The sequence below is a fragment of the Caproicibacterium sp. NSD3 genome, assembly GCF_053613275.1.
This window is the reverse complement of sequence record NZ_CM132119.1, coordinates 762,063-788,937: the sequence shown is the minus strand read 5'-3', so window position 1 is coordinate 788,937 and position 26,875 is coordinate 762,063. Positions and strand designations below refer to the sequence as shown.

The window sequence follows — 26,875 nt, the reverse complement described above, 5'->3', positions numbered from 1 at the left end:
TCTTTCACCGAAAAAGCTTGTCTTCCATTTTGCGATTCTTTGAGCGGCGGCGAGCTGTTTCCTCTTCATCGATACAAAGCGTTCCCTCTTGATCATCAATCCGCAAAACGCTCCCTTCCACTGCTCCTTTTGGCAGTTCTGTCGATTCCAATGCAAAAAAGCGTCCATCTTGATCTTCACAAATTGCCAGTGTTCCCTCAAAGCGGTCAATGCTTACGATTCTCATAATGATGATGTCCTCTCTTTCCATCTGTTCTTTTGGTCTGAGATTGGTTTTTAAAAAAGCTACGGGACCCATTCTCGTCGCTTTCCCGATTGTTTTCTGCTTTTTTCATTGCTTGTTCACGCCGCATTTCAGGCGTTGGACGAACAAGAAACTGCGAACCGTCTCCAATTAAATCAGCACGTCCCGCCGCTTTCAGCGCTGCAATCACTTCTCGCTGCAAATGCGGTTCAAAATACTGAAGCAAAGCTCTCTGCATTGCCTTTTCCTTTGGATTTTTTGTCACATAGACCGGTTTCATTGTCCATGGATTGAGGCCCGTATAATACATGCAGGTTGCAATCGTTCCCGGCGTCGGATAAAAATCCTGCACCTGTTCCGGACGCAAGTGCTGTTTTTTAAGAAATAATGCCAGTTCTACAGCATCTTTCAAAGTGCTTCCGGGGTGCGAACTCATCATATACGGAACCAGATACTGCTCTTTTCCATATTCCCGGCACAATGCAAAATATTTCTTTTGAAATCGCAGAAAAGACTCAATGTGAGGCTTTCCCATGGCATCCAGCACTTCGGGCACACAATGTTCCGGCGCTACCTTGAGCTGTCCGCTGACATGATATTTAACAAGTTCCCGAAAGAAGGAATCATCCGGATCTGCCATCAAATAATCGAATCGGATTCCGGAACGAATAAACACCTTTTTTACTTTCGGCAAAGCTCGAATTTTTTGAAGAATGTCCAAATATTCACTATGATCGACCTGCAAAGCCGGGCATGGGGTTGGCGCCAAACATTTTTTGGGGCCTGGGCAAAGACCATTTTTCTCCTGTTTCAGGCACGAAGGATGACGAAAGTTGGCGGTAGGCCCGCCGACATCATGAATATAGCCTTTAAAATTCGGCAGGGTTATCAGAAGTTTTGCTTCTTTCAAAATGCTCTCTTCACTGCGGGAGGTCACATATCTCCCCTGATGGAATGCAAGAGAACAAAAATTGCAGGCACCAAAACAACCGCGATTCTGCGTAATGGAAAACTCCACTTCCTGAATAGCTGGGACTCCGCCTTCTTTTTCGTACATTGGGTGATAAGTGCGCATATAAGGCAGCTCATAGACCGCATCCAGCTCTTTTTGAGAAAGCGGTAATGCGGGAGGGTTCTGCACCAAAAGCATGCTGCCGTGCTTTTGCAGGACTCTTCTCCCGCGAAAAGCATCCTGCTCATCCTGCTGTTTTCGGCAGGAAACCGCATATTCCTTTTTTGATTTCTGTACCTGTTCAAAGCTGGGGCAGTCGACTGCCGGTCCGGGCTCATATTCCTTTGTGGGAATCAGATAGCAGGTCCCCCGAACATCCCGAATCTCCGAAGCTTTCTGTCCATTTTGAAGTCTCTGCGCAACTTCTTTAACCGGGCGTTCTCCCATCCCAAAAATCAGAAGGTCCGCGCCGCTTTCCACAAGAATACTGGGATGAATCGAATCATCCCAATAATCATAATGGGCAAATCTTCTCAGAGAAGCTTCCAGCCCACCCAGAATAATCGGTGCATCGGGATAGGCTTTCCGGATACAACGGCTATAAACCGTAACCGCGCGGTCAGGCCTTTTTCCGGTTTGATTTCCCGGAGAATAAGCATCCATGCGCCGCGGACGTTTGGCCACCGTATAATGTGCCACCATACTATCCAGATTTCCGGCGTTCACAAGAAATCCTAATTTTGGACGCCCAAAGCGCTGAAAATCCCGAAGGCTGCGCCAATCCGGCTGCGCAATAATCGCCACCCGATAACCGCAGCTCTCCAACACTCTGGAAATAATTGCTGTTCCGAAAGTCGGGTGATCCACATAGGCATCTCCGGTCACCAAAACGAAATCCGGAGCGTCCCACGAAAGGGCTTTCATCTCTTCATTTGTAACGGGTAAAAACGGCATAAAACACCTCTAAAAAGCTAAAAATGCGAAGAAGCATAAGTCCTGCTTCTTTTATGAATTTTCTTTAGAGGAGGCTTCTTCCGGCTTTTGTTCCGGAGCATCCCCCTTCTGCATACTGCGTTCCAGCCACTGCTGATAAGTAATCAGCACCTTACGCGGTTTGGAGCCTTCATGCGGGCCAACGACCCCCATCTGCTCCATATTGTCAATCAAACGTCCCGCTCTCGCATAGCCGAGCCGCAGACGCCGCTGCAAAAGGCTGGTGCTGGCTTGTCCAGCCTCTACGACACACTTGATCGCGTCTTCCATCATCGGATCCTGATCATTGTCCGATTGCGATGCAGAATCACTGCCTTTTTCGGCAACAGCGTTCTTTTCGATCTCATCGGCGATCTTCTGATCATACTCGCCTTCGCTGCTCTTTTTAATGTATTCTACAACGCTTTCGATTTCGCTGTCGCTGACAAATGCGCCCTGCACTCGGATCGGTTTTTGCGTGCCAACGGGAGAAAAGAGCATATCGCCGTTGCCCAAAAGCTTTTCTGCGCCGCCAATATCAATAATTGTACGGGAATCCACCTGGCTCGAAACGGAGAGCGCAATTCTACTCGGAATGTTCGCTTTAATTAAGCCGGTAACCACATCTACACTCGGGCGCTGTGTTGCAATCACCAGATGCATTCCGGCGGCACGCGCCATCTGTGCCAAGCGGCAGATACTATCTTCCACTTCATTTGGAGCAGCCATCATTAAATCTGCCAGCTCCTCAATAAAGATAACGATCTGGGGCATGTGCTCCATTGGAAGGCCATCCTCCGTCTGATAATTGCAGGATTTTGCAAGTGCATTATAGGCTTTTAAATCACGCACATTATATTCGGCAAAAATCTTATAGCGCTTGAGCATTTCTGTTACCGCCCAGCCCAAAGCGCCTGCCGCTTTACGGGGATCGGTCACGACCGGGACAAGCAGCTGCGGGATTCCATTATAAATAGAAAGTTCGACCACTTTTGGATCGATCATTAAAAAGCGGACTTCTTCCGGCGTGGATTTATAAAGCAGACTGATAATAAAAGAATTGAGGCAAACTGATTTACCGGAGCCAGTGGTACCGGCAATCAGAAGATGCGGCATCTTCGCAAGATCGGTCACAGTAGCTTCTCCTGCAATATTTCTTCCCAGACAGACCGTTAAGAAGCTTTTAGCCGAAACAAAAGCATTTGACTCCACCAGATCGCGCATCCGCACAATTGACTTCTGCTTATTTGGCACTTCAATTCCAACAGCAGCTTTTCCCGGAATCGGTGCTTCGATACGAACGCCTGAAGCTGCCAGATTCATCGCAATATCATCAGCAAGATTTGTAATTTTACTGATCTTAACTCCGGCTGCCGGCTGCAGCTCATAGCGGGTAACGCAAGGGCCTCTGCTGATATCCACAATTTTTGCCGAAACGCCAAAACTTTTCAGAACAGAAATCAGCTTCTGCCCATTCTGCTGAAGTTCACTTGTCACATTTTGCTGATCAGGCTCTTTGGTTACATTCAGCATAGAGACCGGAGGAACATGATATCCTTCCGAATCTTCTGTTGAGTGAACAGAAATATCCATCGGCGTGGTGGTTCCATTGACTGCAGTTTCCAACGCCTTTTGCTCCTGATCGAGCTTTCGTTTCCGCTTTATAAAATCCTGTGCTGCTTCTGCGCTGCCATCTGCATGAGCCGGCGTTTCCAGCATCATTTGCACTGGGATTCCCTCGGAACCCGTTTTCGAATCCGGAGTCTCAAGCTTTTTATCTTGCCCGAAAACAGAAGGATTGACCGCTTCTTTGAGCCGCTCCAATTTATCATTTTTAGGTGCCTCTGCAGGAATTTTCTCAGGAGTCTTAACAGCCTTGGAGCGAACCGGGTGCTGCGGCATTCCATCATCCAACGGCACATCAATATCGGTGCTGCGGATAATCTCTCCCTGCCGATTTTCCCGAACCGTGTTGACCGCTTCCGCAGCCTTCTCCACCGGCTTTGTAAGAGTCCGAATAAATTTAATCAATGTGGTGCCGGTAAGCAGCATCAAACCCACAAAAATAGCCAGAACAAAGAAAATACGCGCACCAGCATAATCAAGCGCTGCACAGACAGGAATTCCGAGAAGGCCGCTGAATAATCCTGCGCCCTGCCCATCGGCTCCCGCGCGGTAAAGTGCTGTCAGCTGACTGCCAAACTCTTTTACCGTAGCAGTTCCGCTGTGACTGCCAAAAGAATAGACTGCCGAACAAAACAGAGTGATAATAATGACCATCAGCCAAACTCTGCCGCTTAAACGGACATCTTCCCGATCCATGGAGGTTATGATTGCAATATAAAGAAGCAATGCAGGCCAAAGGATCGCGCAGTTTCCAAAAAGTCCGCCGAGTGCATTATGAATCCAGTTCCAGAAAAAGGCACCGGGTAAAATAATCATGCAGACTAACAGAACTGCAATCGAAAATAAGAGCACTGCAGCCGCTTGTTTATTTCGGCGCCGTACCGGTTCTGAAGCCGGTGCAGACCGATTTGTCCTCCCTTTAGAAGCAGGCTTTCTGCTCCTCGGTGCAGAGGATCTTTTAGTGCCGGAAGTTGCCGACCTTTTTGTTGTTTTCTTCTGAGACACTTTTGAAGCTCCTTTTTTATGTAACGGATAACAAAAAATATTTTAAAGCGGCATATGAGAGAAAAGATTGAATCCAGTCACATGCTCAATAATTCCAATAATAATGGTCAAGACGCCGAGGATCCCGGTATAAACGACAAAGATCGCTAACTTGTTGGAAGAAACAATCCATTTGAGCAGTTTAATTGCAAGAAATCCGACAATCATTGCCGAGAGTAATCCACAAATTACCACACCAAATCCAATGCCGCCGGTTCCCTGAGCAACTGCATCTTTTGTCTCTAAAACAACCGCTGCCAAAATAGCGGGAATTCCCATAACGAATGAGTAGTCCAAAGCAGATTGTTTATTGATGCCGCGCATGAGACCAACACTCAGCGTCGTCCCGGAGCGGGAAAGGCCCGGAAATACCGCGGCAACTACCTGCCCCAAGCCAACACAAAGCGCATCCACGGGATTATACTGCCTGCGTCCCCCGGGCATCGTTCTGCCGTCTCTCATCATCGGACGGACTTTTCGATTCATCTGTATTCCAAAGTACAGAAGCACACTGGTACCAAGGAAAGAAAATCCTTCAACCAAAATATCGCTGTCTTCGGAGAATATATCCGCATAGTCTTTAATAGAATGACCGGTTCCAGGGACCGGCAGGAACAAGAGGAATAACGGCAAAAGGCCAATAATCAACATCATCAGCAAACGACGGTCAGGGCTCATCTGTTTCCAGTGAAACTCTCTATGTACCAGATCCTGTACCACTCTGACCAATTCCCGCAGAAGCCGAAGAATCAAATTTCGATAAACAAATATCACTGCAATCAATGTGCCTAAATGCAGCATAACATCAAAGAAAAGACCCGGCATCGAAAGGCCCATCATATGTTGTGCCAGAGAGAGATGCCCGCTGCTGGAAACCGGCAAAAACTCTGTTGCACCTTGAACAATTCCTAAAATAATTGCCTGCAGAATACTCATAAGTTACCTCCACTTATGTAAGGCGTAAAAACGCCTCATTTTTTTTCTTTATTTTTTGGTCTAACTGTTTTCTTTCGTCTCTTGTCAATCATTCCATAAAGGCAGTCCAACGCGTCCGATAAGTTTCCAAGAGAATCAATCAGCCCCTCTCGTACCGCGTCAGGACCGTCTAAAATGGTTCCTACATCCATGACTAGTTCTTTCGTGTTCATTGAGAGTTCCATAAAACGCTTTTCAGTAATTTTGCTGTTTTCCACCACAAAATGTGTGATTCTCTCCTGCATACGCTGAAAATATTCCAATGTCTGCGGTACTCCGAGCAATGTGCCATTCATGCGGACCGGATGAATGGTCATGGTAGCGCTTGGTGCAATAAAGCTATGCTTTGCAGCGACTGCTAAAGGGACCCCGATTGAATGTCCCCCGCCAAGCACAAAACTGACTGTTGGCTTTTTCATTCCAGAAACCAGTTCAGCCAGTGCAAGCCCAGCCTCCACATCTCCGCCGACGGTATTGAGAATAATCAGCAGGCCGTCTATATCCGGTGCTTCCTCGATCGCGACCAACTGTGGAATCACATGCTCGTATTTTGTGGTCTTATTTTGACTTGCTAAGATAAAATGTCCTTCAATCTGGCCGATAATGGTCAGACAATGGATTCGATGCCCCGGTTTTCCCGCCGTAACACTTCCGCTTTCGCTGATCTCGTCCCGACGTTCTTCGTCTTCGTCTTTTTCTTCTTTTTCCGGAGAATCCGTATCCATTAATGCATAAGGCCGTTTATTTTTCAAGACAGATTCGCCTCCCAGCTGATAGTCTGCCCTAAAAAAACCGACCCATTCAAAAAAGCAAATCATCTTATAGGAATCGCTTTATTATAACATTCCCTCCCGCTCTGTGCAAGAGAAGGAAAAGAGTTTCCTTTTTTCATTATTTTCTCGGTGTTAATTGATTGACAACTGCATAAATTTATTAGATAATATGTTATTATAAATAAAGTAAAGGGGTCTATTCTGTCGAAACACCAAAAGGTAAATATTACACAAGACTCCCTTGCAGAAAGGATCATTCTTCATCATCTTATTTTTGATGACCGGATAATCAGAAAAATTCAATTCAAATCATAATTTTCCGTTCTTCCCAACTAGCATTAAAGATCACTAAAAAAATAAAAATTTTTGCAGCGCGAATATTCATCCCCGCCCAAAGGGAAAACCATCTTAGATACTTTTTTAAATCTTGCCGTTTAGTTTCTCATCTTTGTAATTGGGGCCTTTTTTAAAACGATATTATCCCTTAAAATAGAAATCCTCATAGATGGGTAAAATGACAGATAGCATTCCTCCAAAAAAGCATTCTGTGTTTTCTTTTTTGCGGCAAAAGGTATTAAAAATTAGGGAGATAAATTTTCAAGAATTCATGAAACCCAGGGTCGGAAATCACTCCAAAGAATGATACTATTCAGCGCTCTTTTCATAAATTAAAAAGGAGAATAAAACAATTCCAATTTCACTCTCGCCATCTTTTGGAGTCGAAACTTTAAAAAAGGTGTTCTTAATTAGAATTGGAAAAAGGATGTTGACCGGAGATTTCCCTTTTACATTACACACTGTCCAAAAGTACAGAGTTAACACAGGGAATTTTTCGAGAAAACACAAAGATGTTTAGCAACGATTGTTGCAAGGAGGAAATAAAGCTCATGCCGAAACGTGAAAATGTATCAATGTCGGTGGTTCGGCGTCTACCGCGCTATTACCGATTTCTGCGCCAACTGCAGAAAGAGGGCGCTACCCGGATTTCTTCGACGGAATTATCAAAGCGTCTGGGGCTCACCGCCAGTCAGATTCGTCAGGATCTTAACTGTTTCGGCGGATTTGGCCAGCAGGGTTACGGATATATGGTAGATCAGCTCTGCTCTGAAATTCGCCAGATTCTAGGTCTTGACCACTGCTATAAAGCGGTTCTCTTTGGTGCCGGGAATCTTGGCAGAGCCATCGCCAGCCATATGTCTTTTGAAGCAATGGGATTTCAGCTGATCGGAATTTTTGACAATGATCCCCTGAAAGTCGGAAAAATCGCCGATGGTCTTCCCATTCGTATGACGGAAACTTTTGAAAGCTTCTATCAAGAAGAACATCCTGATGTAGCCGTACTCTGTATTCCCCGTGGTTGCGCCCAGAAAAATGTCGACTATCTTTACAAAGTTGGAATCCGCAATTTTTGGAACTTCAGCCATTACGATATTGCAATGCGCTATCCGGATGTTGTGGTGGAAAATGTTCATTTAAATGATAGCCTGATGACTCTTTGCTATCGAATGTCCAACTAAACCCATCTGATTTTTCATTAAAAAGGAGGAATCTCTATGTATTGGATTATTATTGGTGTTATCATTCTGATCCTGATTTTTTGGTTTGCAGGAACATATAACCGCCTCGTAAAATTAAACGTCCGAGTAGACAATGGCTGGAGTCAGGTAGATGTTCAGCTAAAAAAGCGATTTGATCTGATTCCAAACTTGGTAGAAACAGTAAAAGGCTATGCCACTCACGAAAAAGGGACTTTGGAAGAAGTTGTAAAATGGCGCGCCGCTGCCGGCAGTGCCAAAAATCCGCAGGAACTGATGGATGCAAACAATCAACTTTCCCATGCGATCGTTAATCTGTTTGCTACGGCAGAACAATATCCGGATCTGAAAGCAAATCAAAACTTCCTTTCTCTTCAAAAACAACTCGAAGATATTGAAAGCAAGATTGCTATTTCCCGCCAGTTCTATAACGATACCGTCATGCGCTATAACGAATTTACCATACAATTCCCCAGCAATTTGATCGCTTCCATTTTCCATTTCCATTCCCGTCCGTATTATGAAGTTTCAGATGAAGAGCGCGAAACACCGCAGGTGAAATTTTAATATGATAAAAATGAAAAGAAAATTTTCAAAAATTTCTCTTCTCAGTTTTTTACTCTTTAGTTTAATTTGCTCTCTGTTTTGGGGCAGCACTATTTCCGCCTCTGCAAGCAGTAGCGGCAGCCAAACCGTTACGCAGATGACGATTGATGCGCAGGCACAATCAAATGGAGATCTTCTTGTCACAGAAAAGTGGGCGCTCAATGTAACAGAGCGCAGCAAAGCATACTCCAATTTTTACCGGACATTCGATATGGCCGGCAGCAATGGCATTTCTGCTGATTCAATCACGCTAAACAGTGTATTTGATGAGGATAGCGGGATTGAATACCGGAATATCGGTGACATTAATCCTGAAAATGTAACAGGGCCGCAAAACTCCTGTTATCTGCACAAATCTGGGAATCAGATTGAAGTTGGTTGGTTTGCTCCAAAATTCACTTCTGGTAACCGTACCTTCACATTTTCCTATACGATTCACAATGTAATGAACGTTTATCAGGACGTCGGAGAAATTTTTGACACATTTGTACCGGATAAATTTTCGTTTCCAATCACGAAACTGACCGGAACCATTCGACTGCCTCAGGCAGTCTCTGATCCGAATACCCAGATCCGCGCATGGCTTCACAGCACTGCCTCCGGTTTTTGGAAGGTCCTTCCGGACGGTACCGGACTCACATTTTCTCTGGACAACATTCCGAAAGAAACGATGGTTGCCTTACGAATGCTTGCGCCCGCAGCCCTGTTTTCACAATCGCCAAAACAAATAAATGAGGCGAAAGAATCTGAAATTGCGGCAGAGGAACAAGCTTTAGTTGATAAAGCAATCGCGCACCAAGAGACGCAAAAACGGCTCGGATATATTGACGTGATTGGTGGTATTTTGTTTTTAGTACTGGCAATCTTTTTGACGATTTATATCCGCAAAAAATACTTTAAGCCTTATCAGCTCAATTCTCCGGAATATTATCGAGAGATTCCAAAAGAAGCTTCTCCAGGTGGAATTGCCAAGCTGTTCTACTATTATGATGGTGGTGTAGATCTGACGCAGGAGCAAAAGGGCAGAGTTTATAGTGCTACTCTCCTGAGTCTTGCACGCAAAGGTTATGTTAGCCTTACTCCGGACCCAAATGAGAAGGAATTTCGCATTTCAATTACGGACGATAAGGCTCACGAAGACCTGACTCAAAGCGAAGCTATTTTCCAACAATTATTTAGCAATGTGGCAGAGCATTATAATGGTTCTTTTTCCATGAAGGACTTTAAACAGTATGCTAAAAAGCAGTATGTCTCTGTTGACTCTTTGATCTCCAGATTTTGGGTAACGGCAGAGCGCGAACACACTAAGGCTGATTGGTATGAAAAACGTCCAAAAGCGGTTAAAGTTTTCATAACGATCGCCTCTATGGTTGCTATTTTGGGTATCGTTCTCTTTGTAGTCCTTTTGACCACTGCCGACCTGACGATGATCTATCTCCCGCTGGGTATGCTGATTGGCGGAATCATTCTCGCCATCTCTTGCTCCTCTAAAAAGCCGAGACTTACCAAAACAGGCCAAACAGAATGGGATCAATGGCATGGACTTAAAAAATACATGCTTGATTTTTCCAATCTGAAGGAATATGAAGTTCCACAGTTGGCACTTTGGGAAGAATATCTTGTTTATGCCACCATGATGGGAATTTCTAAAAGAGTGGCAAAACAGCTCAAAATGGTTTACCCACAGCTCAATAATGCTGATTATCAAGGTGGAAATTGGATGTACGCCTATTTCTGGTACGGAAATTTCTATCATTACAACTACGATTTTGGAGAACAGTTCTCCAGTTCGATGAATCAAATCACACAGGCTGCAACACGTCTTGCACATCCTTCTATCAGCTCTTCTACCGGCTCTGGTTTTGGCGGCGGAAGTTCCTTTGGTGGATTTGGTGGCGGCGGCGGCTTTGGTGGCGGTGGCGGCGGCTGCCGATAATCATTCTTCCGTAAAAACAACAACGGGCAAAAATTCTAACTTTCTTAGAATTTCTGCCCGTTTGATATTCTTTAATAAGAAACTCCGTTGATTTTAAAAGGGCCGCCTGAAAGACTGAAATCTTTCAGGCGGCCCTTTATTTTATTTTTCAGCAGCCATATGATGTTCTTTTGCTGCTTTAATCAAACCTTGAAATAACGGATGCGGACGATTGGGACGAGATTTAAACTCAGGGTGGAACTGCGCTCCAATATAGTAAGGATGCTGATCTCTAGGCAACTCCATCATTTCTACGATATGATTGTCAGGGCTTCTTCCACAAAGAATCATGCCATGCTTTTCCATATCTTCACGATAGTCATTGTTGACCTCATAACGATGACGATGGCGCTCAGAAATTAAAGATTGTCCATCATAAAGCTCACTCGCCATGGTACCGGGCAAAAGCTTGCAGGGATATTTTCCAAGGCGCATGGTTCCGCCAAGCTGAACAACATCCTTCTGCTCCGGCATCAGATCAATGACATGGTTCGTGCTCTGAGGATCAAATTCGGCAGAATTGGCATCAGAAAGTCCCATGACATGGCGTGCATATTCGATAATTGCCAGCTGCATTCCAAGACAGATTCCGAGGAATGGCACTTTATTCTCACGCGCATATTGAATTGCAATGATCATGCCCTCAATTCCGCGCTGTCCAAAGCCACCTGGAACTAAAATTCCATCCATACTCTTTAATACCTGTGTGACGTTCTCCTCTGTAATGGTCTCAGAATCGATCCAGTTAATATTAACCTTCACTTTATTTCCGAAGCCACCGTGTGCCAACGATTCGGCCACACTCAAATAGGCATCATGCAGTCCTACATATTTGCCTACCAGTGCAATATTAACGCTCTCTTTAAGAGAGGTCACCGTATCAACCATGGAAATCCAATCGGCCAGTTCCGGTCCATGAGTATCTAAGCTAAAGCGTTTGCAGACAATATCGTCCAGCTTTTCTTCATGGAGCGCCAGCGGCACTTGATAAAGGCTGGGAAGATCCAAATTCTCGATCACGCAATCTTTCTGCACATTGCAGAACAGAGCGATCTTATCTTTGACTTCCTGCTCAATTTTTCGGTCAGAACGCAGAACAATAATATCCGGCTGAATTCCAATCGACAGAAGCTCTTTTACACTGTGCTGGGTCGGTTTGGATTTATGCTCGTCCGAGCAGGCAAGATACGGCACCAGCGTAACATGAATAAACAGGCAGTTCTGACGGCCTACTTCCGTTGCGAATTGACGAATTGCCTCCAAAAATGGCTGACTTTCAATATCGCCGACCGTACCGCCGACTTCAATAATCGCAACATCTACATTTTCTTTGCCGGCTGAAATTCTCGCCTTAATTTCATTGGTGATATGCGGAATCACCTGAACTGTGCCACCGCCGTAATCACCATTTCGCTCATTCTGGATCACATTCCAATAAACCCGTCCGGAAGTAACATTGCTGTTCTGGCTCAGATTTTCATCGATAAAACGTTCATAATGTCCCAAATCCAAGTCGGTTTCAGCGCCGTCATCCGTTACAAAGACTTCTCCATGCTGAAAAGGATTCATCGTTCCGGGATCCACATTGAGATAAGGATCAAATTTCTGCATCGTAACCCGCAGACCTCGTGCCTTTAACAGGCGCCCTAAAGACGCCGCCGTGATGCCTTTTCCCAACCCGGACACCACACCGCCAGTGACAAAAATGAATTTTGCAGCCATGATTTCCCTCCATCTGAATCCATTGGTTTTTTTAAACAATTAAAGTTATTATATCGCTCAACCAATGCACTTGTCAATGTAAAGGACTGACTTTTCGACAAAAACATCATTTTCTAATAATCGAAAGTTTATCCCTTATATTGTTCTACCGTGGCTTTTTGAATCACAACATCTGCCTTCGGCTTTTTGGAGGTGCTGTCTACTTCTACCTGCGCAATCGCATCTACGGCATCCATCCCCTCAAATACCTGTCCAAAAACAGTATGCCCGCGTTTTGGAGTAAAGGCATTATAAGCACCGTCTAAAGAAGGATTTCCGCCCTGTTTCTCATAAAGCTTTTTATAAGTGTCGGTTAAAGAATCCGTATTTAAAATGGTATACTGATTTGCTGCAATCTGAGGCCATTTAGACTGGTCATATGTTTTTAGCTGGCTGTAAAGACTTTCATATTGGCTCCACACGCTGGAGTTTACCGGGCCTGCCTGATTGATAAAAAATTGGCTTCCGTTTGTATTGGCCCCACTATTGGCCATCGAAAGGCTGCCGCGCAAATTAACAAGGTTTGCGCTGAATTCATCTTCAAAAGTTCCGCCCCAAAGGCTTTGCCCTCCGGTACCGTTTCCTTTCGGATCTCCTCCCTGAATCATGAAGTCCTTCATGACACGGTGAAAGGTAAGTCCGTTATAATATCCTTTTTGAATCAGTCCTACAAAATTCTCAACTGTTTTTGGAGCTTCCTGTGGAAACAGCCGAATTTTTATGGTTCCATAATTTGTTTGCAGAACCGCGATCTGCTCGCCTTTTTGAGGAAGCTGTAATTGATCTCCAAGCTGCAGACTGCTAGTTGACGAGTCCTGGCTTGCCGTTGACTGCGTCTTCTCAGACACTGCTCCTGAAGAAACTTGTGAAGGCGCTGCGGAAGAATTTCCAGATGAAGAACCACAGCCGGTCATAGAAAAGCCGATCATCAAAGATAAAAAAATTGGAATAGATTTAGTAAGTCGCATGTAAGAACCTCCTGATCATTAACTTTCTAAAAAAATCATTGTGAATACCCCCTTCTTTCTCCGCATATTTATGAAACGGCAGTAAAAAAGGAGGTAGTCAAAGAATGCTTGGATTTGAGCCAGAAGGACGGTTGATCAACTGCATTGAAAATCGTGCAGCGCTCAACAGTCCGGCATCTCTTAAAGAAGCTATGAGGGAAGGAAAAATTCTAGAGGGACGCGCATTAGTCTGCACCTCTGATCACGATCTGATCGTCGATCTCGGATGTATGCGCGGCATTATTCCGCGGGAAGAGGGCGCCATAGGAATTCGTGAGGGCAAAATCCGTGATATTGCAATTTTATCTCGGGTAAACCGTCCTGTCTCTTTCATCGTAACCGATATTGAAGAAAACGAAAATGGACAGCGTGCAATTCTTTCCAGAAGAAAAGCACAAAACGTTTGCATGGAATCCTATCTCAGCAAGCTTAATCCTGGAGATATCATCGATACACGGGTTACCCATCTGGAACCTTTCGGCGCTTTTTTAGACGTCGGCTGCGGAATTTCCGCCCTAATGCCGATTGATTGTATCAGCATTTCCCGAATTAATCATCCCCGAGAACGTTTTAGCGTTGGAATGGATCTAAAAGCCGTCGTTAAAAGCATTGAAGACGGCCGCATCACGCTGACCGAAAAAGAACTGCTCGGAACATGGGAAGAAAATGCCGCTCGTTTTTCACCCGGTCAGACCGTTGCAGGCGTGATCCGCAGTGTAGAGCCCTATGGGATTTTTGTAGAACTGACCCCAAATTTAGCCGGGCTTGCCGAAAGCCGTCCGAATATTCTGCCGGGACAGCAGGCAAGTGTTTACATCAAAAATATTCTTCCATCCCGCATGAAAGTAAAGCTTGTTATCATTGACGCTTTTGATCAGGAATGGGCTCCGAAACCGCCGGAATACTTTTTCAGCGGCAGTCATATGGATCGATTTATCTATTCTCCATCCGACTGTCCGAAACGAATTGAAACGATTTTTTCTCCTGAACAAAATGATTTTTCTATTTCCAAACCGGAAAATGCACCGAATCCACCTTAAAAATCATTACTGGGCACTCCGTCTTCATCAGCGGGGCGCCCTTCTTTTATGATTCTTTTTTTAGCTTTTCCAATTCGGATTTAATGTCTCTCGAAAAAGCATCATTGTGTTTCTGCTTTCCTTCTTCATCCACATAGAGAAATGGCGGATAAAAAACGCTCTGCTGCTGATCTTGTAAAAACTTTACAGCGGCATCAGTTCCAGCCTCGTGGCGAAGAATTTGAGACAACCGAACAGCGGCCTCTGCACTATAAGGCATCAGCGCATAAGCTTGTTTCTGATGCATTAAAGCCGAAACATAGCAGGATTGTTGAGATTCCGCTGTTGCCATTGCCATTAAGACTTCTCCGCGGCGCAAATCCGCTCTTCTCTTCCGGATTCCGTCCTGGATTAAAATTTCTTCATTTCCGCTGTTCCAATTAGAAGGTGTATTGAGAAATTCTTTTGCACAACGAATTACACCATCCTCATACCCCTCGCCTAGCATACTGTATGCCATTACGGAAAGATATTCCGAAAGGGAAGAATGACAGGAAGAACAAAGCTCAATCACCTTCTGATAAATTTCTTTTTGTGTTCGAAATCCGGCAATCATCTGATCTGCCTTACTGTCCATTAAGGGATTATGAGAAATATAAACTCCCGCACGTGCTAAAAGTGCTGCCGCAAAATTTTCGTTCTCCGTTATTTTTTGATGCAATTCCATGAAAAACACTCCTTTTCATGACAAATAAATAACTTTTTAGCAAAGGCGAACGCCTTGTAAGGCCGTGCTGATAAGCTGTGCACGGCGAATCTGGCATTGCTTAGCATCTAGTTCTCTTCCTGCCTGCACTGTCAAAGTTGCAGGCTGCACCGCGATTTTTAAGGTATCAAGCTGTTCTGCAGTCAGTCCCCGAATTAAACCTGCAAAAATCCCCACCCGTATCTTCGAGTAGCAATCAAAGAATACCTCCTGTGGCAAAATTCTTGCAGTCTGTAAAGTGCTCAGACTACCCCGGATTTTTTCCTGTGTTTGCGGCTGTGAAAGCATCTCTTCTCTGGCACTTTTTTCTCGCATAATCACTTGTTTTGCCAAAGCAGAAAGATTTTGGACAGCCTCTGTTTCGCTGATTCCGAGAGTAATACGATTACGCATTTCATAAATGGCAGCATCCGCTCCATAAAGGCTGCGCATTACGAATCCAAGCCCGATCAAATCTGTACAGATTCGATCCATCTCACCGAGTTGTTCCAAAGCCGGCAAATGCAGCTGCAATCCCGCCACCATGCCAGTTCCCAGATCCATGGGACTTTGCGTAAGATAACCAAGGTCTCTGCGAAACGCAAACCGCAGGCTACGATCCAGCTGAGTATCTAACTGATCGGCCGTCTCTAATGCCTCAGAAAGCTGGTTTCCTGTTCTCAAAATTTGAATCCGCAAATGATCGGCGCCATTTACCGTAATGCTGTCCCCTTCATCCGAAGTGAAAAACAGCGCTCTTCCGGAAGTCTTTGCAATAAATTCAGGAGTACAAAGCTGCCGCTCTGCAAAGGAAACCGCCTCGCTCTCCGTCATTTCTTCCATCAGAATATAACGGTAATCCTGCGCCCTACTGCAAAGAGAAAGCGCTCTTTTTACCCTCTCTCGGCTGCGCTCCAAGTCAGAGCGGGACATCTTCGATGGGAACGGAAGGTCTGCAAAATTCCGCGCTAAACGCACTCTGCACGAAAGCACGGTTTCTGAATCGGGTCCGGATTTTTCATACCATTTATGCATCGCTTTCTCCACCCTTCAGAAGATTCTTGTTTCCTTCCCGAATTGCCTTTTCCAGCATTTCACGCATAGGAATCATCTGACTCTGCAAACGAGGCTGCGGCAAATTTTCGCCTGGAAATTTTCCGCAGTGAAGTTCATTTCCATGCAGTCGTTGAATCAGCGGCATCAATTCTTCCTCAAAGGCTTCATAACAAAGTGCGCAGCCGACTCTGCCGGTTCTTGCAATTTCTTCAAAGGAAGCCCCACACTGCGGACAGCGCTTTTCCGGTTCCGGCGGCTGGTCTCCAAAAAATTCACTCAACATGCTGCCGTACCCTCTGCCTAAACCGGACAGCAAAGTGTTATATCCCAGTCTCCTTGCACAGGAAGCGCAAATTGCATACTCTGTCAAACGACCGTTTACAATCTCTTTGATTCGCATTGTAGCGGTTTGTTCCCCGCAGGATTGACATAGCATAATCGTTCCTCCCAATCAAAATCTCTTTAAAGTTGGAATTAGTATACTGCCAGAATGTGAAAAAATTATGAAATTCTCTTTTCTCTGTGAGCAATGCACACATTTTATGCTTTCTTCGTATACTGGCATGTAAAACAAAGAAGGAGGCAATACTTTATGTGCAATAATTGTGGTGGATTCAGTGGATGCAGTTGGATTATCCTTCTGATTATCATTCTCGTATGCTGTGGCGGCGGCAGTGGCTGCGGCAGTGGCTGTGGTGGCTGTGGCGGTGGCTGTGGCAACGATGGCTGCGGATGCAATAATAACAATTGCGGCTGCTAATCCTACTAATCTGCAAGTTCCTAGAATTTGAATGAATAAGGGCTGCGGAAGATACTTCCTGCAGCCCTTATTCTTTATCTTCAGGATTTCTTTTCAGATATCCTTCTTTTTCAATGCTTCTTGGAGTGCCTTGGCAATCTGATCCGGACAGGAAGTAGGTTTGAATCCACAACGCACTCCAGAAAAGCGGTCGATCACGTCCTGCGCTTTCATCCCTTTTACCAAAGCGCAAATTCCCTTTAGATTTCCATTGCACCCTCCAATGACCTTCATATCCTGTATCCGATCTCCGTCAAGCTCTAACTGGATCTCACGAGAGCAAGTTCCTTTTGTTTTGTAGTTATATTTCATCGAAAAACCCTCTCTTTAAAGTATGGAAAATCTTCCGGTAAGAATTATTTTCGGAGCGCTGCCGCACGCTTTTTCAGCAGCTCAATTTGGTCATCCTCCGTCAGGCAGGCACCGACCTCTGTCCGATGATTCGTATACATGCCGTGAAAATCACTGCCGCCGGTCATTGCAAGATGATATTTCTGCGCAATCGCACGAGCTTTTTCTTCATCGTCTTCTTTATTGCAGGGATGGCTGACTTCTACGCCGTCCAATAACCCTTCCGATGCAAGTTTCTCCAAAAGGGGAAATCCATCATAAAGGCAGGGATGAGCAAAAACAGTCACTCCTCCTGCATCGTGAATTCGCTTAATCACATCGCGGGTGTCCGGGTAATGAACTGCACTATAAGCAAGCCCCACTTTACGATCAAAAAGTTTTCGATAAACGGGTCCATAAAATTCATCTGTACATCCGGCATCGATCAATGCGTGCATCACATGTTGCTTATAAATATTAGTGCTGCCCTGTGCTCGGCGCATAATCATCTCTGCTGTAACCGGATACAAACGAATCACTTTTTGGAGCATTACTAAGGACGCACGTCTGCGTGCATCACTGGTATGCTTACAAAGGCCCTCCAGACGGTCTGTATTGGAACAAAAATAGCACAAAATATGAGCACGTTTTCCTGTCTCGGTATCGGCGGTGGAAAACTCTGCTCCAGGAATCACTTCGATTTCATTTCGCTTTCCATAAACCTTTGCCCTGATTGCTCCTGCAAAGGTATCATGGTCGGTTACTGCCACTGTTTTAAGCCCTTTCCGTTTTGCAAGCTGCAATAGTTCTTCAATACTGACAGAACCATCGGAAATCTTGGTATGGCAATGCAGATCTGCTGGCACCCAATCACCCCACCTTTTTATTTTTTAAAAATTTACATTTAACTGTTGTTTTTTTATTCTATCCGTATTATAATACAAATTTTATAGTTTTGCAACAAACGTTTTTTGTCCTTCGGCAGAATAAGGGTCACCGTTTTAAAATGGTGACCCTTTAAAAAACAAATTCTACTTTAAAATGCAATCTTTTGAATTCGAAAAGAGTGGCGGTTTATCCACCAGAGGATCACATCTGCCAACAATATGATTCCCCAGAAGATCAGAAGAACATGCGCAGAAAAAGCCAAAAGTCCAGTAAACGGTACAATACAGCACAAAGTCAATGGAAAAGCCAGATATGCACTGGTCTGAATGCTTTCGAGATAAGAACCGCTCTTAAAGAAACCGGCGGCTGTAAAAAGAGTCCCCAACACCGTAATCGACGGCGCAATCAAAACAAGCACAATCAACCATTCCAGACGAAAGAAAAACGGAACCTTTAAAAGGATATCTCCGATTGAAAGCACCAGAGCCATCAAAGCAAAAGAAATCACCGTAGTAACAGCAGAAATCATAATGCAGCAAATTGCCTTGATCTGAAAGACTCTTGATGTACGAACCGGTGTTAAAAGCAAAGATTCCAGCGTTTGACGATCTCTTTCTCCCACAAAGCTGGAAGCCGCCGTAATACAGGAACAAAGAAGTGGAATCATTAAAAACAACATCGGACAGACATACCGACTGAAAATGGCAAACAGAGCCTGCCGTTCATTCATCCATTCATTTTTTGTTGTTAAAAGAGCCATCAGTCCTTCTCCCAAAGGAGCGTGCTGATGAAAAATCATCAGCATTGCAAGATATCCGCCTGGAATCAGCAAGGCCAAAACAATCGGAATGATAATCATACAACTGCGCGCGACACGGTCGTTCCAGATTTCAGTAAGCTCTTTTCTGATAAGAATTCTATCTGTTTTTACTGCCCGCCTTTTGTGCATTCTGTCATTCCTCCTAAAAGGGCTTTATAAATATTGGTCAAAGTCGGTTTTATGACCCGCGCCTCATAAATATCATGCCCTTTTGCTACCATTTCACGAAGAATTTCAGGCATTTCTGATTCATTTTGAATCTTTTTCCCCCAAAAACCATCTTCCTGCAAAGTCCAATCCTGCAGATGATCCTCTTCGGGAACGCGCAGTACCGCTTTCGGCCAGCAGCCTGCTTTCTCTGAAAGCGTATTTAAATCTCCATCCGCAATCAAGCATCCATGACTCAGCACCCCAAACTTTTCGCAGAGAACTTCTGCTTCCTGTGGAAATCGTGTACAAAGCAAAACCGTCATTCCCTCGTTTTGGACAATTCCAAAAATCAAGCTCAACACGGCAGATGCTGTATCCGAATCAAGTCCGCTGACAGGTTCATCCAATAAAAGCACACTCGGCCGATGCATTAGTGCACGCGCAAGCGATAGGCGCTGTGCTTCACTCGTTGTATACCTCCAGACTTTTTGATCTCGAAGCGGCAGAATATCCAATTCCCGCATCAATTCTGCTGCACGTTCTCCACATTCTGTTCTTTTTAGTCCGGAGACGCCTCCGAAGAACAACAGATTTTCCCATCCGGTCATCTGTTTATACAATCCCGCCGTCTGTGTTAACACTCCACAGTTCTGGTGAATCTGTTCGGGTGCTTTCATCGGGTTCCAATTTAGGATGGTACATTCTCCAGAAGTAGGTTTTTCGAGGCCGCTTAAAAGCTTTACCAAAGTTGTCTTTCCGGCGCCTTTTCCGCCCAGCAGGCCATAAACAGTCCCCTCGGAAACTGTAAAAGAAAAGTCATTTAAGGCAACAACTTTTTCCGAATAAATTTTTGTAAGTTTTTTTGTAAGGATTGCTTCCATAACAGCCCCCGTTCAACAAAATTCTTAATAGTTCCAGAATACGACTCCTCTTTTCAAATGTCAACGCATTGCGCACTTTTTCCAAAAAAAGCAGCACTTCGAGTTCAAAAATACCGAAGTGCTGCCGCTTATTATTTTCCAATCAGAAAGTCTAAAATATTCCACGCCTCGTCAGTCATTGTCTTATAAAGTTCTGTATAACCGCATTGCGTACAGGTAATGGTATAGAATTTCTTATTTTGAATATCAAAGATTTTTGCGAAATTCCCACCGGTTGCCTGAAATTGATCTGATTCAAAAGATTGATTCCCACATTTGGGACAAATATATTGTTTTTGTTCCACGAAGCTTCCTCCTTTTTACTGCAGATTCAGATGATTCTTGAGAATTTGATGCGTAATTACAAAGAAGATCGCACAGAACACCAGGAAAAAGATTGTCATACTGCCTAGAGCAATCGAAAACATATGCATCTCTCGAATATCGATCTCAACTTGGCTGAAATTGTCACTTATAGAAAGCGTTTGAAACCAACCTGCCAAGATACCGTCGGCACTCGTTGCTCGATCAAATCCTCTGAAGAAGAAATAGCCGACAGTGCCCTGCACAATTCCGCCGACCGTATAGGCTCCGATTCCTGTAAGCACCCGATGCTTCGGGCAAAGAGACCCCACCGCGATTGCCATATAAACGCCAAGAATGCACTGCAGCAGGCATGTGACTATGAAAGCGAGTACAGAAAATCCCATAGCCCAAACTGATCCGCCGTACATCTGAGTTGCCTTACCGATAGAAGAGAATATGGACGAAAGGACACGCATCATATTGTCATTCGCTGCCATGATCATAACGGAAATCACCAAAGCAATACAGCTTAGGATTACCCAAAGGCAGGAAACCAAAAGTTTTGCCCAGATATGTTGCGCAATTGTTGTTGGCAGAGTCAAGCTTAAATATCCCTCATGCCCTAAAAGATTGCGGTTAAAGCGCTGGATGCTGATAACGATAGTCATCACAAAAATTGCCGTCACTAAAGCAGCGTATCCAATACCGATCAAAAATCCAATGAGGACCATGGGAGTCGTTGAAAAAGGTCCGGATGTATTCTTAAACATAATCAGCATTGCAATCGAAAATAAAAGAAGTAATCCATACATCGGCAGGAAGGTCCGTGAAGTTGCTTTTAATTCATATTTTAATAACTTTCTTAGCATCTGAATACCTCCCGGAAAAGCGCATCAACGCTCTTACCCTCTTTTTCCCGAATATCATCTACACTAGACTGCATTACAAGCACTCCGCTATTTAAGAACAAAACTTCATCCAAAATTTTCTCAATATCTGCAATCAAATGAGTACTGATAATGACGCAGGCATCTTTGCTGTAATTGCTGATAATGGTCTCCAAAATATAATCTCTGGCTGCCGGATCAACCCCGCCAATCGGTTCGTCTAACAAATACAACTTTGCAGCACGGCTCATTGTCAAAATCAGCTGAACCTTTTCTTTGGTTCCTTTACTCATGGTCTTCAAGCGCATTTTTTCTGTGATGTGCAAATGCTGAAGCATTTCACGAGCTTTTCCAATATCAAAATCCGCATAAAAATCCGCGAAGAAATGAAGCAATTCTTCAGTCGTCATCCATTCCGGGAGGCTGTTCCGATCCGGAAGATAAGAAACGATCGCCTTTGTCTGAGGGCCCGGTTTCATTCCACTGATTGTGATCTGCCCATTGGTAGGCGTTAAAAGTCCATTGATCAATTTAATAAGGGTCGTTTTTCCGCTTCCGTTCGGGCCGAGAAGCCCAACAATTCGGCCCGGCTGCAGCGAAAGGCTTAGATCATTAAGAGCCAGGCACTGCGGATAAAATTTGCTCAGATGCTCACAGACCAATATAGGAGCATGCTCTCCCTGCACCTGTGGAATCGGGGCGGTCTGTTCTAATTGCTCATTCATACTGATTCCTCCTCCATCTGCTGAAGCAGCCGAATCGTCTGCTCTTTTGTAAAACCAAGTTCTTTCATTCCACGCAAAAATTCTGTCATCAAATGTTGTGCCATCTCTTTTTTCATCTGCATAATTCGGTCTGCCTCCTTTGTTACAAATCTTCCTGCGGTACGCTCGCTATAAATCAGGCCACTGCTTTCCAGCTGTGTTAACGCTCGCTGCATCGTATTGGGATTAACAGCAGCCTCAGACGCTAACTCACGAACACTGGGAAATTTTCCTCCCGGAGGATACTGCCCCATCGCAATCCGCAGTTGAAGCTGTTCAACCAGTTGCGTATAAATTGGACGATCTTCTGTGAATTTCCATACCATCGTCTCTCCTCCTTTCGTCTTCACCAGTTCTATTTTTAATTGTATTAACAACTTAATACAATAATACACTCGGCTCTTTTGATTGTCAAGCACTTTTTAAAAAAATTTTAACTGCTGCAACATTCTCAAAAAGGCATAAAAAGGCGGCTGACAAGTTCGTCAGTCGCCCTCTCCCAGTAAATTTCACTTTTGCGGTGAAAGGATTTCCATCATACGGTTATACTTTTCCGTTCGCTCCGAGCGGCACGGCGCACCTGATTTTAAGGCATCCGCTCCAACAGCCACCGCTAAATCAGCAATAAAAGTATCCGCTGTTTCACCCGACCGATGCGAAACAATTACATGATACTGATTTGACTGTGCTGTGCGGATAGCATTCAGCGTTTCGGTAACCGTTCCGATTTGATTGAGCTTAATTAAAATCGAATTGGCACATTTTTCGTCAATGCCGCGCTGCAGCCTCTTAGAATCTGTAACAAAGAAATCATCGCCGACCAGCCATACCAGATCCCCGCATTCCTTTGTGATCATTCTCCAGCCTTCCCAATCTTCCTCTCCAACTGGGTCCTCCAGAGAACAGATTGGATACTTTTCAATCAATTTCTTTTCATATTCCACCAATTCCTGCGTGGTAAAAATATGGCCGCTCTTTGACTGAAGATAATGTCCTTCTTGATCGGCCCATTCGCTCGCTGCAAAATCCAATGCAAATTGAAAATCTTTATCGGGCTCATATCCTGCTTTTTGTATCGCTTCTGTCAGGCAGTCAAGGGCTTCCTCATCACTTTCAAGCTCCGGTGCAAAACCGCCCTCATCTCCCACCGCAGTAGAAAGATTTCTTTCTTGCAGAATTTTCTTTAAAGCATGATAAACCTCCGCGCTGCGCCGCAGATTTTCCTCAAAATCTTTTCCCTGCGGCACCAACATGAATTCCTGGGTATCCAACTTATTTCCAGCATGAGCACCACCATTCAGGACATTCAAAAACGGTACCGGCGGCTTTGTTCTTGTGAAGTTTTCTTCTTCCTGCAGGAACTCCCACAATGCCTGTCCGCCGCTCGCTGCGGCCGCTCTGGCTGCTGCCATGCTGACTGCTAAAATTGCATTGGCTCCCAGACGTTCCTTGTTTTTGGTACCGTCCAATGCACACATTGCAGCATCCAGTGACATCAGATCACAGGCGTCCATCCCATGCAAAGCCGGTGCTATTTCCTGCTCAATATTTTGAACTGCTTTTTTGACGCCCATCCCATTAAAAAACGCACCGCCGTCCCGCAATTCCACTGCCTCATGCTGACCGGTAGAAGCCCCGCTTGGAACTGCCGCCTTCGCGTGAGTTCCATCTGCTAAAAACATCGTTGCTTCTACTGTTGGATTGCCTCTGCTATCTAAAATCCAGCGCGCCGTAATTTTTGTAATTCGGCTTTTCATCGAGATTCCCCCCTAATAGATAAGATTTATTTAAAATATTCCCAATTATTTACATATCATACAAATTTCCATTGCTTTTATAATAAAAAGCGGCTCCCTCCTACTTAAAACGCTCCGATAAAACAGATTTGCTTCAAATAAAAGGAAACCACTGAGAATAGTAAATATAAATCTTTTACAGGATCAAGCCATACCAGCTGTTACAATTGCCATTTTGTATACTTCTTCAGCATTGCAGCCACGGGACAGGTCATTGATCGGTGCATTCAGGCCCTGCAGGATCGGCCCAATCGCCTCAAATCCACCAAGGCGCTGAGCGATTTTATAACCGATGTTGCCAGCGTTGATATCCGGGAAAATAAAGGTGTTTGCCTGACCGGCAACCTTTGAACCTGGAGCCTTCAAAGAGCCGACTTCTTTAGAGAATGCAGCGTCAAACTGGAATTCGCCATCTACATCGAAGTCTGGTTTTGCAGCCAAAATCTTCTCAGTAGCAGAACGCATCTTATCCACGCTCTCTCCCTTGCCGGAACCCTTTGTGCTGTAAGAAAGTACCGCAACCTTTGGATCCATATCAAAGAAACGAGCGGTCTTTGCAGATTCCAGAGCGATCTCAACCAAATCATCATCAGAAGGATCAATATTAATAGCACAGTCTGCCATTACATACATTTCATCGCTGCCATCAGCCTTTGGACGATTCAGAACGAAGCAGCTGCTCACGATCTTGTTACCGGGCTTTGTTTTAATGAGCTGCAGTGCCGGACGAACCGTATCTGCAGTAGAATAAGTCGCACCGCCCAAAAGTGCATCGGCATAACCCATTTTTACATACATGGTGCCAAAATAGTTGGATTTAGAAAGAGCCGCTCTACATGCAGCCTCATCCATTTTTCCTTTGCGCAGTTCAACCATTTTTGCAACGAACTCATCAAATTTAGGGAATGTTTTAATATCAACAATCTCAATTCCATCAATGTCGATTCCGTTTTTCTTCGCTGCAGCCTGTACCTTTTCGGGATTACCAATCATAATCGGCGTCAGATATCCTTCTTTTTTCAGGCGGGATGCCGCTTCTTGAATACGATGATCTTCCCCTTCGGTAAAGATAATCCGACGAGGATTTTTTTTCAGGTTTTTAATCAATTTAGTCAGCATACCGCTGCCCTTTGACTCTGTCATCATTACTTGATTCCTCCGTTTGTGAATTTATCGTCAACTTGGACAATTCTTGCAAGATGATTATAGCGTTTTTTCCCATAAAAGTAAAGTGCCTGTCTGGAAAAGAATTGATCTTTTCGTAAAGAATCGATTTTTATCTGCCCTTTTCGTTTTTATTTTCTTTTTGAATTTTTGCACAATTTTTTAATATTTTTTTTCAATCTCTTGACAAGCGAATCCCTTTTATGATAAAATAAATCTCGTCTTGTAAGGAGAGGTGTCCGAGTGGTTTATGGAGCTGGTCTTGAAAACCAGTGATCCCGCGAGGGACCAAGAGTTCGAATCTCTTCCTCTCCGCCACTGCCAATTCGATTGAAAAATTTGATATAAATGATTTTAATTCACCTTGGAGAAATACCCAAGTGGTGAAGGGGCTCCCCTGCTAAGGGAGTAGGTCGGGTAACCGGCGCGTGGGTTCAAATCCCACTTTCTCCGCCAAAGCCGCATGAACGCTGAGTTTATGCGGCTTTTCTTTTTTGATAAATGTTGATTATTATCACTCCTAATTAATAAAAATTGCTTCCTATTCCCACTCCTATTCCCACTCGGTTTTACTGTATTGTTTTATTGCTTCGAAAAAATTGCTGGGCTGTAAGCAAGAAGATAATATAAAAATAAATTTATTCTTATGTGAATTATATTCACATACAAAAATCACCATCAACTATCCTTTTATTGGATGGTTGGTGGTGGTTCTTTTTAGTTGGAAGACAATTAAGTACAAAGTCAAAAAGTGCTTTAAATTGTTTTATCCGCAACATTAAGATATCAAAGCATGACATATCAGAGTTTTCCATCTTTTTACTTAGACAGATTTATAGCAATTAGAAACTCTGCAGCAACAGGTCAAAAACAAATATTTCATTGTTTCCTTTATAATTCCTCTTTTTCCCTATCATTTATATTTTGTTTTCTTATCACTCTAATATTATTTCCTTCAATAATGGTTTCCGGAAAAAGCTGACCATATTTTTGGGCACCACCCCAAATAAAGTTGTTTATCAGTCCTTTTAAAATAAATAAATTTTGATACAGTATAGGATTTACATTATTATCAATGAAGTCACTTTCGTCGTATCCAAAATGTTGTAATATATCACTGATTTCTCCATATCCATCACACATGTGATTTGTACTTATACATTCAAAGTTATTAATTTCGCTATCAAATTCAAGGATGTAGTATTTGTTATTTGGTATATTCATCCACTTGCTTTGCAAACTTCCTGTTTTACGATTATAAAAACAAGTAATATTATTTATGGTATTGAGTATCTCAGGAGAATATCTTATGGAGCTATATCTATATATATCTTCCAACGTTCCATTAATAAAAACTTCTGTTTCACATTTATCACAATAGAGTTTAACTTCTAAGAGATTCAACTTATTTCTGTAATCGCAACTTTTATAATCAGGCAAATTATTATTGAAAAAAGATTTACATTGATATTCCTTAAAAATACATTTAGAGCATCGCTCGTCACTATGTAGAATTGGATAACTTATTCCTTCACAATAAATTGTTTTCTTGTCTATATTAACACTGATACCATTTTTTAATAAAAATACGGATAGCGGAGTTTCATTTTCGAGCATCTGCCTTAAATTTAGTAGTCCTTTTTTTCTCATATATTCTAATCCATCACATGTAGTCATCGCATGCCTACATGTAATATATGTTTTATCAAAGAACTGACGCTTCATATCGATTCTAAATTTTTTGATAAAATAACATAGATT

General features: G+C 43.8%; 27 protein-coding genes and 2 tRNA genes. 8 read left to right on the top strand and 21 right to left on the bottom strand.

What is annotated here, in order from left to right; all coding sequences use genetic code 11:
- Positions 1 to 4: 4 nt before the first annotated feature.
- Genes ACVS9P_RS03880 through ACVS9P_RS03870 form a run of 3 tightly spaced genes read right to left on the bottom strand, consistent with a single transcriptional unit; the run spans position 5 to position 4,610 of the window.
- The gene (locus ACVS9P_RS03880; RefSeq protein ID WP_452104325.1) at positions 5 to 226 is read right to left on the bottom strand and encodes a DUF3006 domain-containing protein; all 222 of its coding nucleotides are present in this window, start codon (positions 224 to 226) and stop codon (positions 5 to 7) included.
- The gene (locus ACVS9P_RS03875) at positions 207 to 2,150 is read right to left on the bottom strand and encodes a YgiQ family radical SAM protein (protein WP_452104324.1); all 1,944 of its coding nucleotides are present in this window, start codon (positions 2,148 to 2,150) and stop codon (positions 207 to 209) included. The genes ACVS9P_RS03880 and ACVS9P_RS03875 overlap by 20 nt, the downstream gene beginning before the upstream one ends.
- A gap of 51 nt (positions 2,151 to 2,201) precedes the next feature.
- On the bottom strand, positions 2,202 to 4,610 hold the full coding sequence (locus ACVS9P_RS03870) for a DNA translocase FtsK (RefSeq protein WP_452104323.1): 2,409 nt from the start codon (positions 4,608 to 4,610) through the stop codon (positions 2,202 to 2,204).
- Between ACVS9P_RS03870 and ACVS9P_RS03865 the strand changes: the two genes are divergently transcribed.
- The gene (locus tag ACVS9P_RS03865; protein ID WP_452104322.1) at positions 4,609 to 4,794 is read left to right on the top strand and encodes a hypothetical protein; all 186 of its coding nucleotides are present in this window, start codon (positions 4,609 to 4,611) and stop codon (positions 4,792 to 4,794) included. The two genes, ACVS9P_RS03870 and ACVS9P_RS03865, sit on opposite strands and share 2 nt — an antisense overlap.
- A 47-nt stretch (positions 4,795 to 4,841) precedes the next feature.
- On the opposite strand, the gene ACVS9P_RS03860 is transcribed toward ACVS9P_RS03865, so the two are convergent.
- Together ACVS9P_RS03860 and ACVS9P_RS03855 are read right to left on the bottom strand one after the other, a co-directional pair.
- Complete coding sequence (locus ACVS9P_RS03860) at positions 4,842 to 5,774, bottom strand: undecaprenyl-diphosphate phosphatase (protein ID WP_452104321.1); 933 nt, start codon at positions 5,772 to 5,774, stop codon at positions 4,842 to 4,844.
- A gap of 35 nt (positions 5,775 to 5,809) precedes the next feature.
- The gene (locus tag ACVS9P_RS03855; RefSeq protein ID WP_452104664.1) at positions 5,810 to 6,538 is read right to left on the bottom strand and encodes a ClpP family protease; all 729 of its coding nucleotides are present in this window, start codon (positions 6,536 to 6,538) and stop codon (positions 5,810 to 5,812) included.
- A 935-nt stretch (positions 6,539 to 7,473) separates the two neighbouring features.
- Between ACVS9P_RS03855 and ACVS9P_RS03850 the strand changes: the two genes are divergently transcribed.
- The 3 genes from ACVS9P_RS03850 to ACVS9P_RS03840 are packed head-to-tail and all read left to right on the top strand — an operon-like array spanning position 7,474 to position 10,663.
- The gene (locus tag ACVS9P_RS03850; RefSeq protein ID WP_452104320.1) at positions 7,474 to 8,103 is read left to right on the top strand and encodes a redox-sensing transcriptional repressor Rex; all 630 of its coding nucleotides are present in this window, start codon (positions 7,474 to 7,476) and stop codon (positions 8,101 to 8,103) included.
- Between the two features lie 36 nt (positions 8,104 to 8,139).
- The gene (locus ACVS9P_RS03845; RefSeq protein ID WP_452104319.1) at positions 8,140 to 8,688 is read left to right on the top strand and encodes a LemA family protein; all 549 of its coding nucleotides are present in this window, start codon (positions 8,140 to 8,142) and stop codon (positions 8,686 to 8,688) included.
- A gap of 1 nt (position 8,689) precedes the next feature.
- Complete coding sequence (locus ACVS9P_RS03840) at positions 8,690 to 10,663, top strand: DUF2207 family protein (protein ID WP_452104318.1); 1,974 nt, start codon at positions 8,690 to 8,692, stop codon at positions 10,661 to 10,663.
- A gap of 141 nt (positions 10,664 to 10,804) precedes the next feature.
- Here ACVS9P_RS03840 and ACVS9P_RS03835 read toward each other — a convergent pair whose 3' ends face one another.
- Together ACVS9P_RS03835 and ACVS9P_RS03830 are read right to left on the bottom strand one after the other, a co-directional pair.
- Positions 10,805 to 12,424, bottom strand: a complete 1,620-nt coding sequence (locus tag ACVS9P_RS03835; RefSeq protein WP_452104317.1) for a CTP synthase — start codon at positions 12,422 to 12,424, stop codon at positions 10,805 to 10,807.
- 128 nt (positions 12,425 to 12,552) lie between these two features.
- Complete coding sequence (locus ACVS9P_RS03830; protein WP_452104316.1) at positions 12,553 to 13,431, bottom strand: peptidylprolyl isomerase; 879 nt, start codon at positions 13,429 to 13,431, stop codon at positions 12,553 to 12,555.
- A gap of 104 nt (positions 13,432 to 13,535) precedes the next feature.
- Between ACVS9P_RS03830 and ACVS9P_RS03825 the strand changes: the two genes are divergently transcribed.
- On the top strand, positions 13,536 to 14,510 hold the full coding sequence (locus tag ACVS9P_RS03825; RefSeq protein WP_452104315.1) for a S1 RNA-binding domain-containing protein: 975 nt from the start codon (positions 13,536 to 13,538) through the stop codon (positions 14,508 to 14,510).
- Between the two features lie 46 nt (positions 14,511 to 14,556).
- Here the strand turns inward: ACVS9P_RS03825 and ACVS9P_RS03820 are convergent, their stop codons facing one another.
- The 3 genes from ACVS9P_RS03820 to ACVS9P_RS03810 are packed head-to-tail and all read right to left on the bottom strand — an operon-like array spanning position 14,557 to position 16,726.
- On the bottom strand, positions 14,557 to 15,216 hold the full coding sequence (locus ACVS9P_RS03820; RefSeq protein ID WP_452104314.1) for a hypothetical protein: 660 nt from the start codon (positions 15,214 to 15,216) through the stop codon (positions 14,557 to 14,559).
- A gap of 36 nt (positions 15,217 to 15,252) precedes the next feature.
- Positions 15,253 to 16,269, bottom strand: a complete 1,017-nt coding sequence (locus ACVS9P_RS03815; RefSeq protein ID WP_452104313.1) for an ATP--guanido phosphotransferase — start codon at positions 16,267 to 16,269, stop codon at positions 15,253 to 15,255.
- Positions 16,262 to 16,726 (bottom strand): UvrB/UvrC motif-containing protein, encoded by a 465-nt coding sequence (locus tag ACVS9P_RS03810; protein WP_452104312.1) that lies wholly within the window; start codon positions 16,724 to 16,726, stop codon positions 16,262 to 16,264. Before ACVS9P_RS03810 ends, ACVS9P_RS03815 begins: the two co-directional genes overlap by 8 nt.
- 156 nt (positions 16,727 to 16,882) lie before the next feature.
- On the opposite strand from ACVS9P_RS03810, the gene ACVS9P_RS03805 reads away from it, so the two are divergent.
- On the top strand, positions 16,883 to 17,050 hold the full coding sequence (locus ACVS9P_RS03805; RefSeq protein WP_452104311.1) for a hypothetical protein: 168 nt from the start codon (positions 16,883 to 16,885) through the stop codon (positions 17,048 to 17,050).
- A 93-nt stretch (positions 17,051 to 17,143) separates the two neighbouring features.
- Here the strand turns inward: ACVS9P_RS03805 and ACVS9P_RS03800 are convergent, their stop codons facing one another.
- The 10 genes from ACVS9P_RS03800 to pta form a co-directional block, all read right to left on the bottom strand.
- The gene (locus tag ACVS9P_RS03800) at positions 17,144 to 17,401 is read right to left on the bottom strand and encodes a TIGR03905 family TSCPD domain-containing protein (protein WP_452104310.1); all 258 of its coding nucleotides are present in this window, start codon (positions 17,399 to 17,401) and stop codon (positions 17,144 to 17,146) included.
- A gap of 44 nt (positions 17,402 to 17,445) precedes the next feature.
- The gene (locus ACVS9P_RS03795) at positions 17,446 to 18,285 is read right to left on the bottom strand and encodes a PHP domain-containing protein (RefSeq protein ID WP_452104309.1); all 840 of its coding nucleotides are present in this window, start codon (positions 18,283 to 18,285) and stop codon (positions 17,446 to 17,448) included.
- A gap of 170 nt (positions 18,286 to 18,455) precedes the next feature.
- The gene (locus ACVS9P_RS03790) at positions 18,456 to 19,256 is read right to left on the bottom strand and encodes an ABC transporter permease subunit (protein ID WP_452104308.1); all 801 of its coding nucleotides are present in this window, start codon (positions 19,254 to 19,256) and stop codon (positions 18,456 to 18,458) included.
- On the bottom strand, positions 19,235 to 20,158 hold the full coding sequence (locus ACVS9P_RS03785) for an ABC transporter ATP-binding protein (protein ID WP_452104307.1): 924 nt from the start codon (positions 20,156 to 20,158) through the stop codon (positions 19,235 to 19,237). Before ACVS9P_RS03785 ends, ACVS9P_RS03790 begins: the two co-directional genes overlap by 22 nt.
- 131 nt (positions 20,159 to 20,289) lie before the next feature.
- Positions 20,290 to 20,502: a zinc ribbon domain-containing protein gene (locus ACVS9P_RS03780; protein WP_452104306.1), complete on the bottom strand. Its 213-nt coding sequence runs from the start codon at positions 20,500 to 20,502 to the stop codon at positions 20,290 to 20,292.
- Positions 20,503 to 20,517: 15 nt separating this feature from the next.
- Complete coding sequence (locus ACVS9P_RS03775; protein ID WP_452104305.1) at positions 20,518 to 21,372, bottom strand: hypothetical protein; 855 nt, start codon at positions 21,370 to 21,372, stop codon at positions 20,518 to 20,520.
- Positions 21,366 to 22,115, bottom strand: a complete 750-nt coding sequence (locus ACVS9P_RS03770) for an ABC transporter ATP-binding protein (protein WP_452104304.1) — start codon at positions 22,113 to 22,115, stop codon at positions 21,366 to 21,368. Before ACVS9P_RS03770 ends, ACVS9P_RS03775 begins: the two co-directional genes overlap by 7 nt.
- Positions 22,112 to 22,480 (bottom strand): GntR family transcriptional regulator, encoded by a 369-nt coding sequence (locus tag ACVS9P_RS03765; protein ID WP_452104303.1) that lies wholly within the window; start codon positions 22,478 to 22,480, stop codon positions 22,112 to 22,114. The genes ACVS9P_RS03770 and ACVS9P_RS03765 overlap by 4 nt, the downstream gene beginning before the upstream one ends.
- A gap of 183 nt (positions 22,481 to 22,663) precedes the next feature.
- Entirely contained in the window at positions 22,664 to 23,911 is a 1,248-nt protein-coding gene (gene eno / locus ACVS9P_RS03760) for a phosphopyruvate hydratase (protein WP_452104302.1), read from the bottom strand.
- A 183-nt stretch (positions 23,912 to 24,094) separates the two neighbouring features.
- On the bottom strand, positions 24,095 to 25,069 hold the full coding sequence (gene pta / locus ACVS9P_RS03755; RefSeq protein WP_452104663.1) for a phosphate acetyltransferase: 975 nt from the start codon (positions 25,067 to 25,069) through the stop codon (positions 24,095 to 24,097).
- 274 nt (positions 25,070 to 25,343) lie between these two features.
- Between pta and ACVS9P_RS03750 the strand changes: the two genes are divergently transcribed.
- Both ACVS9P_RS03750 and ACVS9P_RS03745 read left to right on the top strand, forming a co-directional pair.
- Positions 25,344 to 25,432, top strand: a tRNA-Ser gene (locus tag ACVS9P_RS03750).
- 48 nt (positions 25,433 to 25,480) lie between these two features.
- Positions 25,481 to 25,570, top strand: a tRNA-Ser gene (locus ACVS9P_RS03745).
- Positions 25,571 to 26,005: 435 nt separating this feature from the next.
- Here the strand turns inward: ACVS9P_RS03745 and ACVS9P_RS03740 are convergent.
- Positions 26,006 to 26,764: a hypothetical protein gene (locus ACVS9P_RS03740; RefSeq protein ID WP_452104301.1), complete on the bottom strand. Its 759-nt coding sequence runs from the start codon at positions 26,762 to 26,764 to the stop codon at positions 26,006 to 26,008.
- Positions 26,765 to 26,875 lie beyond the last annotated feature (111 nt).

What these genes read in the sequence shown, in the direction of transcription:
- ACVS9P_RS03880 (WP_452104325.1), bottom strand. Translation starts at nt 226, where the DNA reads ATGAGAATCGTAAGCATTGACCGCTTTGAGGGAACACTGGCAATTTGT.
- ACVS9P_RS03875 (WP_452104324.1), bottom strand. Translation starts at nt 2,150, where the DNA reads ATGCCGTTTTTACCCGTTACAAATGAAGAGATGAAAGCCCTTTCGTGG.
- ACVS9P_RS03865 (WP_452104322.1), top strand. Translation starts at nt 4,609, where the DNA reads ATGCAGACTAACAGAACTGCAATCGAAAATAAGAGCACTGCAGCCGCT.
- ACVS9P_RS03870 (WP_452104323.1), bottom strand. Translation starts at nt 4,610, where the DNA reads ATGATTATTTTACCCGGTGCCTTTTTCTGGAACTGGATTCATAATGCA.
- ACVS9P_RS03860 (WP_452104321.1), bottom strand. Translation starts at nt 5,774, where the DNA reads ATGAGTATTCTGCAGGCAATTATTTTAGGAATTGTTCAAGGTGCAACA.
- ACVS9P_RS03855 (WP_452104664.1), bottom strand. Translation starts at nt 6,538, where the DNA reads ATGGATACGGATTCTCCGGAAAAAGAAGAAAAAGACGAAGACGAAGAA.
- ACVS9P_RS03850 (WP_452104320.1), top strand. Translation starts at nt 7,474, where the DNA reads ATGCCGAAACGTGAAAATGTATCAATGTCGGTGGTTCGGCGTCTACCG.
- ACVS9P_RS03845 (WP_452104319.1), top strand. Translation starts at nt 8,140, where the DNA reads ATGTATTGGATTATTATTGGTGTTATCATTCTGATCCTGATTTTTTGG.
- ACVS9P_RS03840 (WP_452104318.1), top strand. Translation starts at nt 8,690, where the DNA reads ATGATAAAAATGAAAAGAAAATTTTCAAAAATTTCTCTTCTCAGTTTT.
- ACVS9P_RS03835 (WP_452104317.1), bottom strand. Translation starts at nt 12,424, where the DNA reads ATGGCTGCAAAATTCATTTTTGTCACTGGCGGTGTGGTGTCCGGGTTG.
- ACVS9P_RS03830 (WP_452104316.1), bottom strand. Translation starts at nt 13,431, where the DNA reads ATGCGACTTACTAAATCTATTCCAATTTTTTTATCTTTGATGATCGGC.
- ACVS9P_RS03825 (WP_452104315.1), top strand. Translation starts at nt 13,536, where the DNA reads ATGCTTGGATTTGAGCCAGAAGGACGGTTGATCAACTGCATTGAAAAT.
- ACVS9P_RS03820 (WP_452104314.1), bottom strand. Translation starts at nt 15,216, where the DNA reads ATGGAATTGCATCAAAAAATAACGGAGAACGAAAATTTTGCGGCAGCA.
- ACVS9P_RS03815 (WP_452104313.1), bottom strand. Translation starts at nt 16,269, where the DNA reads ATGCATAAATGGTATGAAAAATCCGGACCCGATTCAGAAACCGTGCTT.
- ACVS9P_RS03810 (WP_452104312.1), bottom strand. Translation starts at nt 16,726, where the DNA reads ATGCTATGTCAATCCTGCGGGGAACAAACCGCTACAATGCGAATCAAA.
- ACVS9P_RS03805 (WP_452104311.1), top strand. Translation starts at nt 16,883, where the DNA reads ATGTGCAATAATTGTGGTGGATTCAGTGGATGCAGTTGGATTATCCTT.
- ACVS9P_RS03800 (WP_452104310.1), bottom strand. Translation starts at nt 17,401, where the DNA reads ATGAAATATAACTACAAAACAAAAGGAACTTGCTCTCGTGAGATCCAG.
- ACVS9P_RS03790 (WP_452104308.1), bottom strand. Translation starts at nt 19,256, where the DNA reads ATGCACAAAAGGCGGGCAGTAAAAACAGATAGAATTCTTATCAGAAAA.
- ACVS9P_RS03785 (WP_452104307.1), bottom strand. Translation starts at nt 20,158, where the DNA reads ATGGAAGCAATCCTTACAAAAAAACTTACAAAAATTTATTCGGAAAAA.
- ACVS9P_RS03775 (WP_452104305.1), bottom strand. Translation starts at nt 21,372, where the DNA reads ATGCTAAGAAAGTTATTAAAATATGAATTAAAAGCAACTTCACGGACC.
- ACVS9P_RS03770 (WP_452104304.1), bottom strand. Translation starts at nt 22,115, where the DNA reads ATGAATGAGCAATTAGAACAGACCGCCCCGATTCCACAGGTGCAGGGA.
- ACVS9P_RS03765 (WP_452104303.1), bottom strand. Translation starts at nt 22,480, where the DNA reads ATGGTATGGAAATTCACAGAAGATCGTCCAATTTATACGCAACTGGTT.
- eno (WP_452104302.1), bottom strand. Translation starts at nt 23,911, where the DNA reads ATGAAAAGCCGAATTACAAAAATTACGGCGCGCTGGATTTTAGATAGC.
- pta (WP_452104663.1), bottom strand. Translation starts at nt 25,069, where the DNA reads ATGCTGACTAAATTGATTAAAAACCTGAAAAAAAATCCTCGTCGGATT.
- ACVS9P_RS03740 (WP_452104301.1), bottom strand. Translation starts at nt 26,764, where the DNA reads ATGAGAAAAAAAGGACTACTAAATTTAAGGCAGATGCTCGAAAATGAA.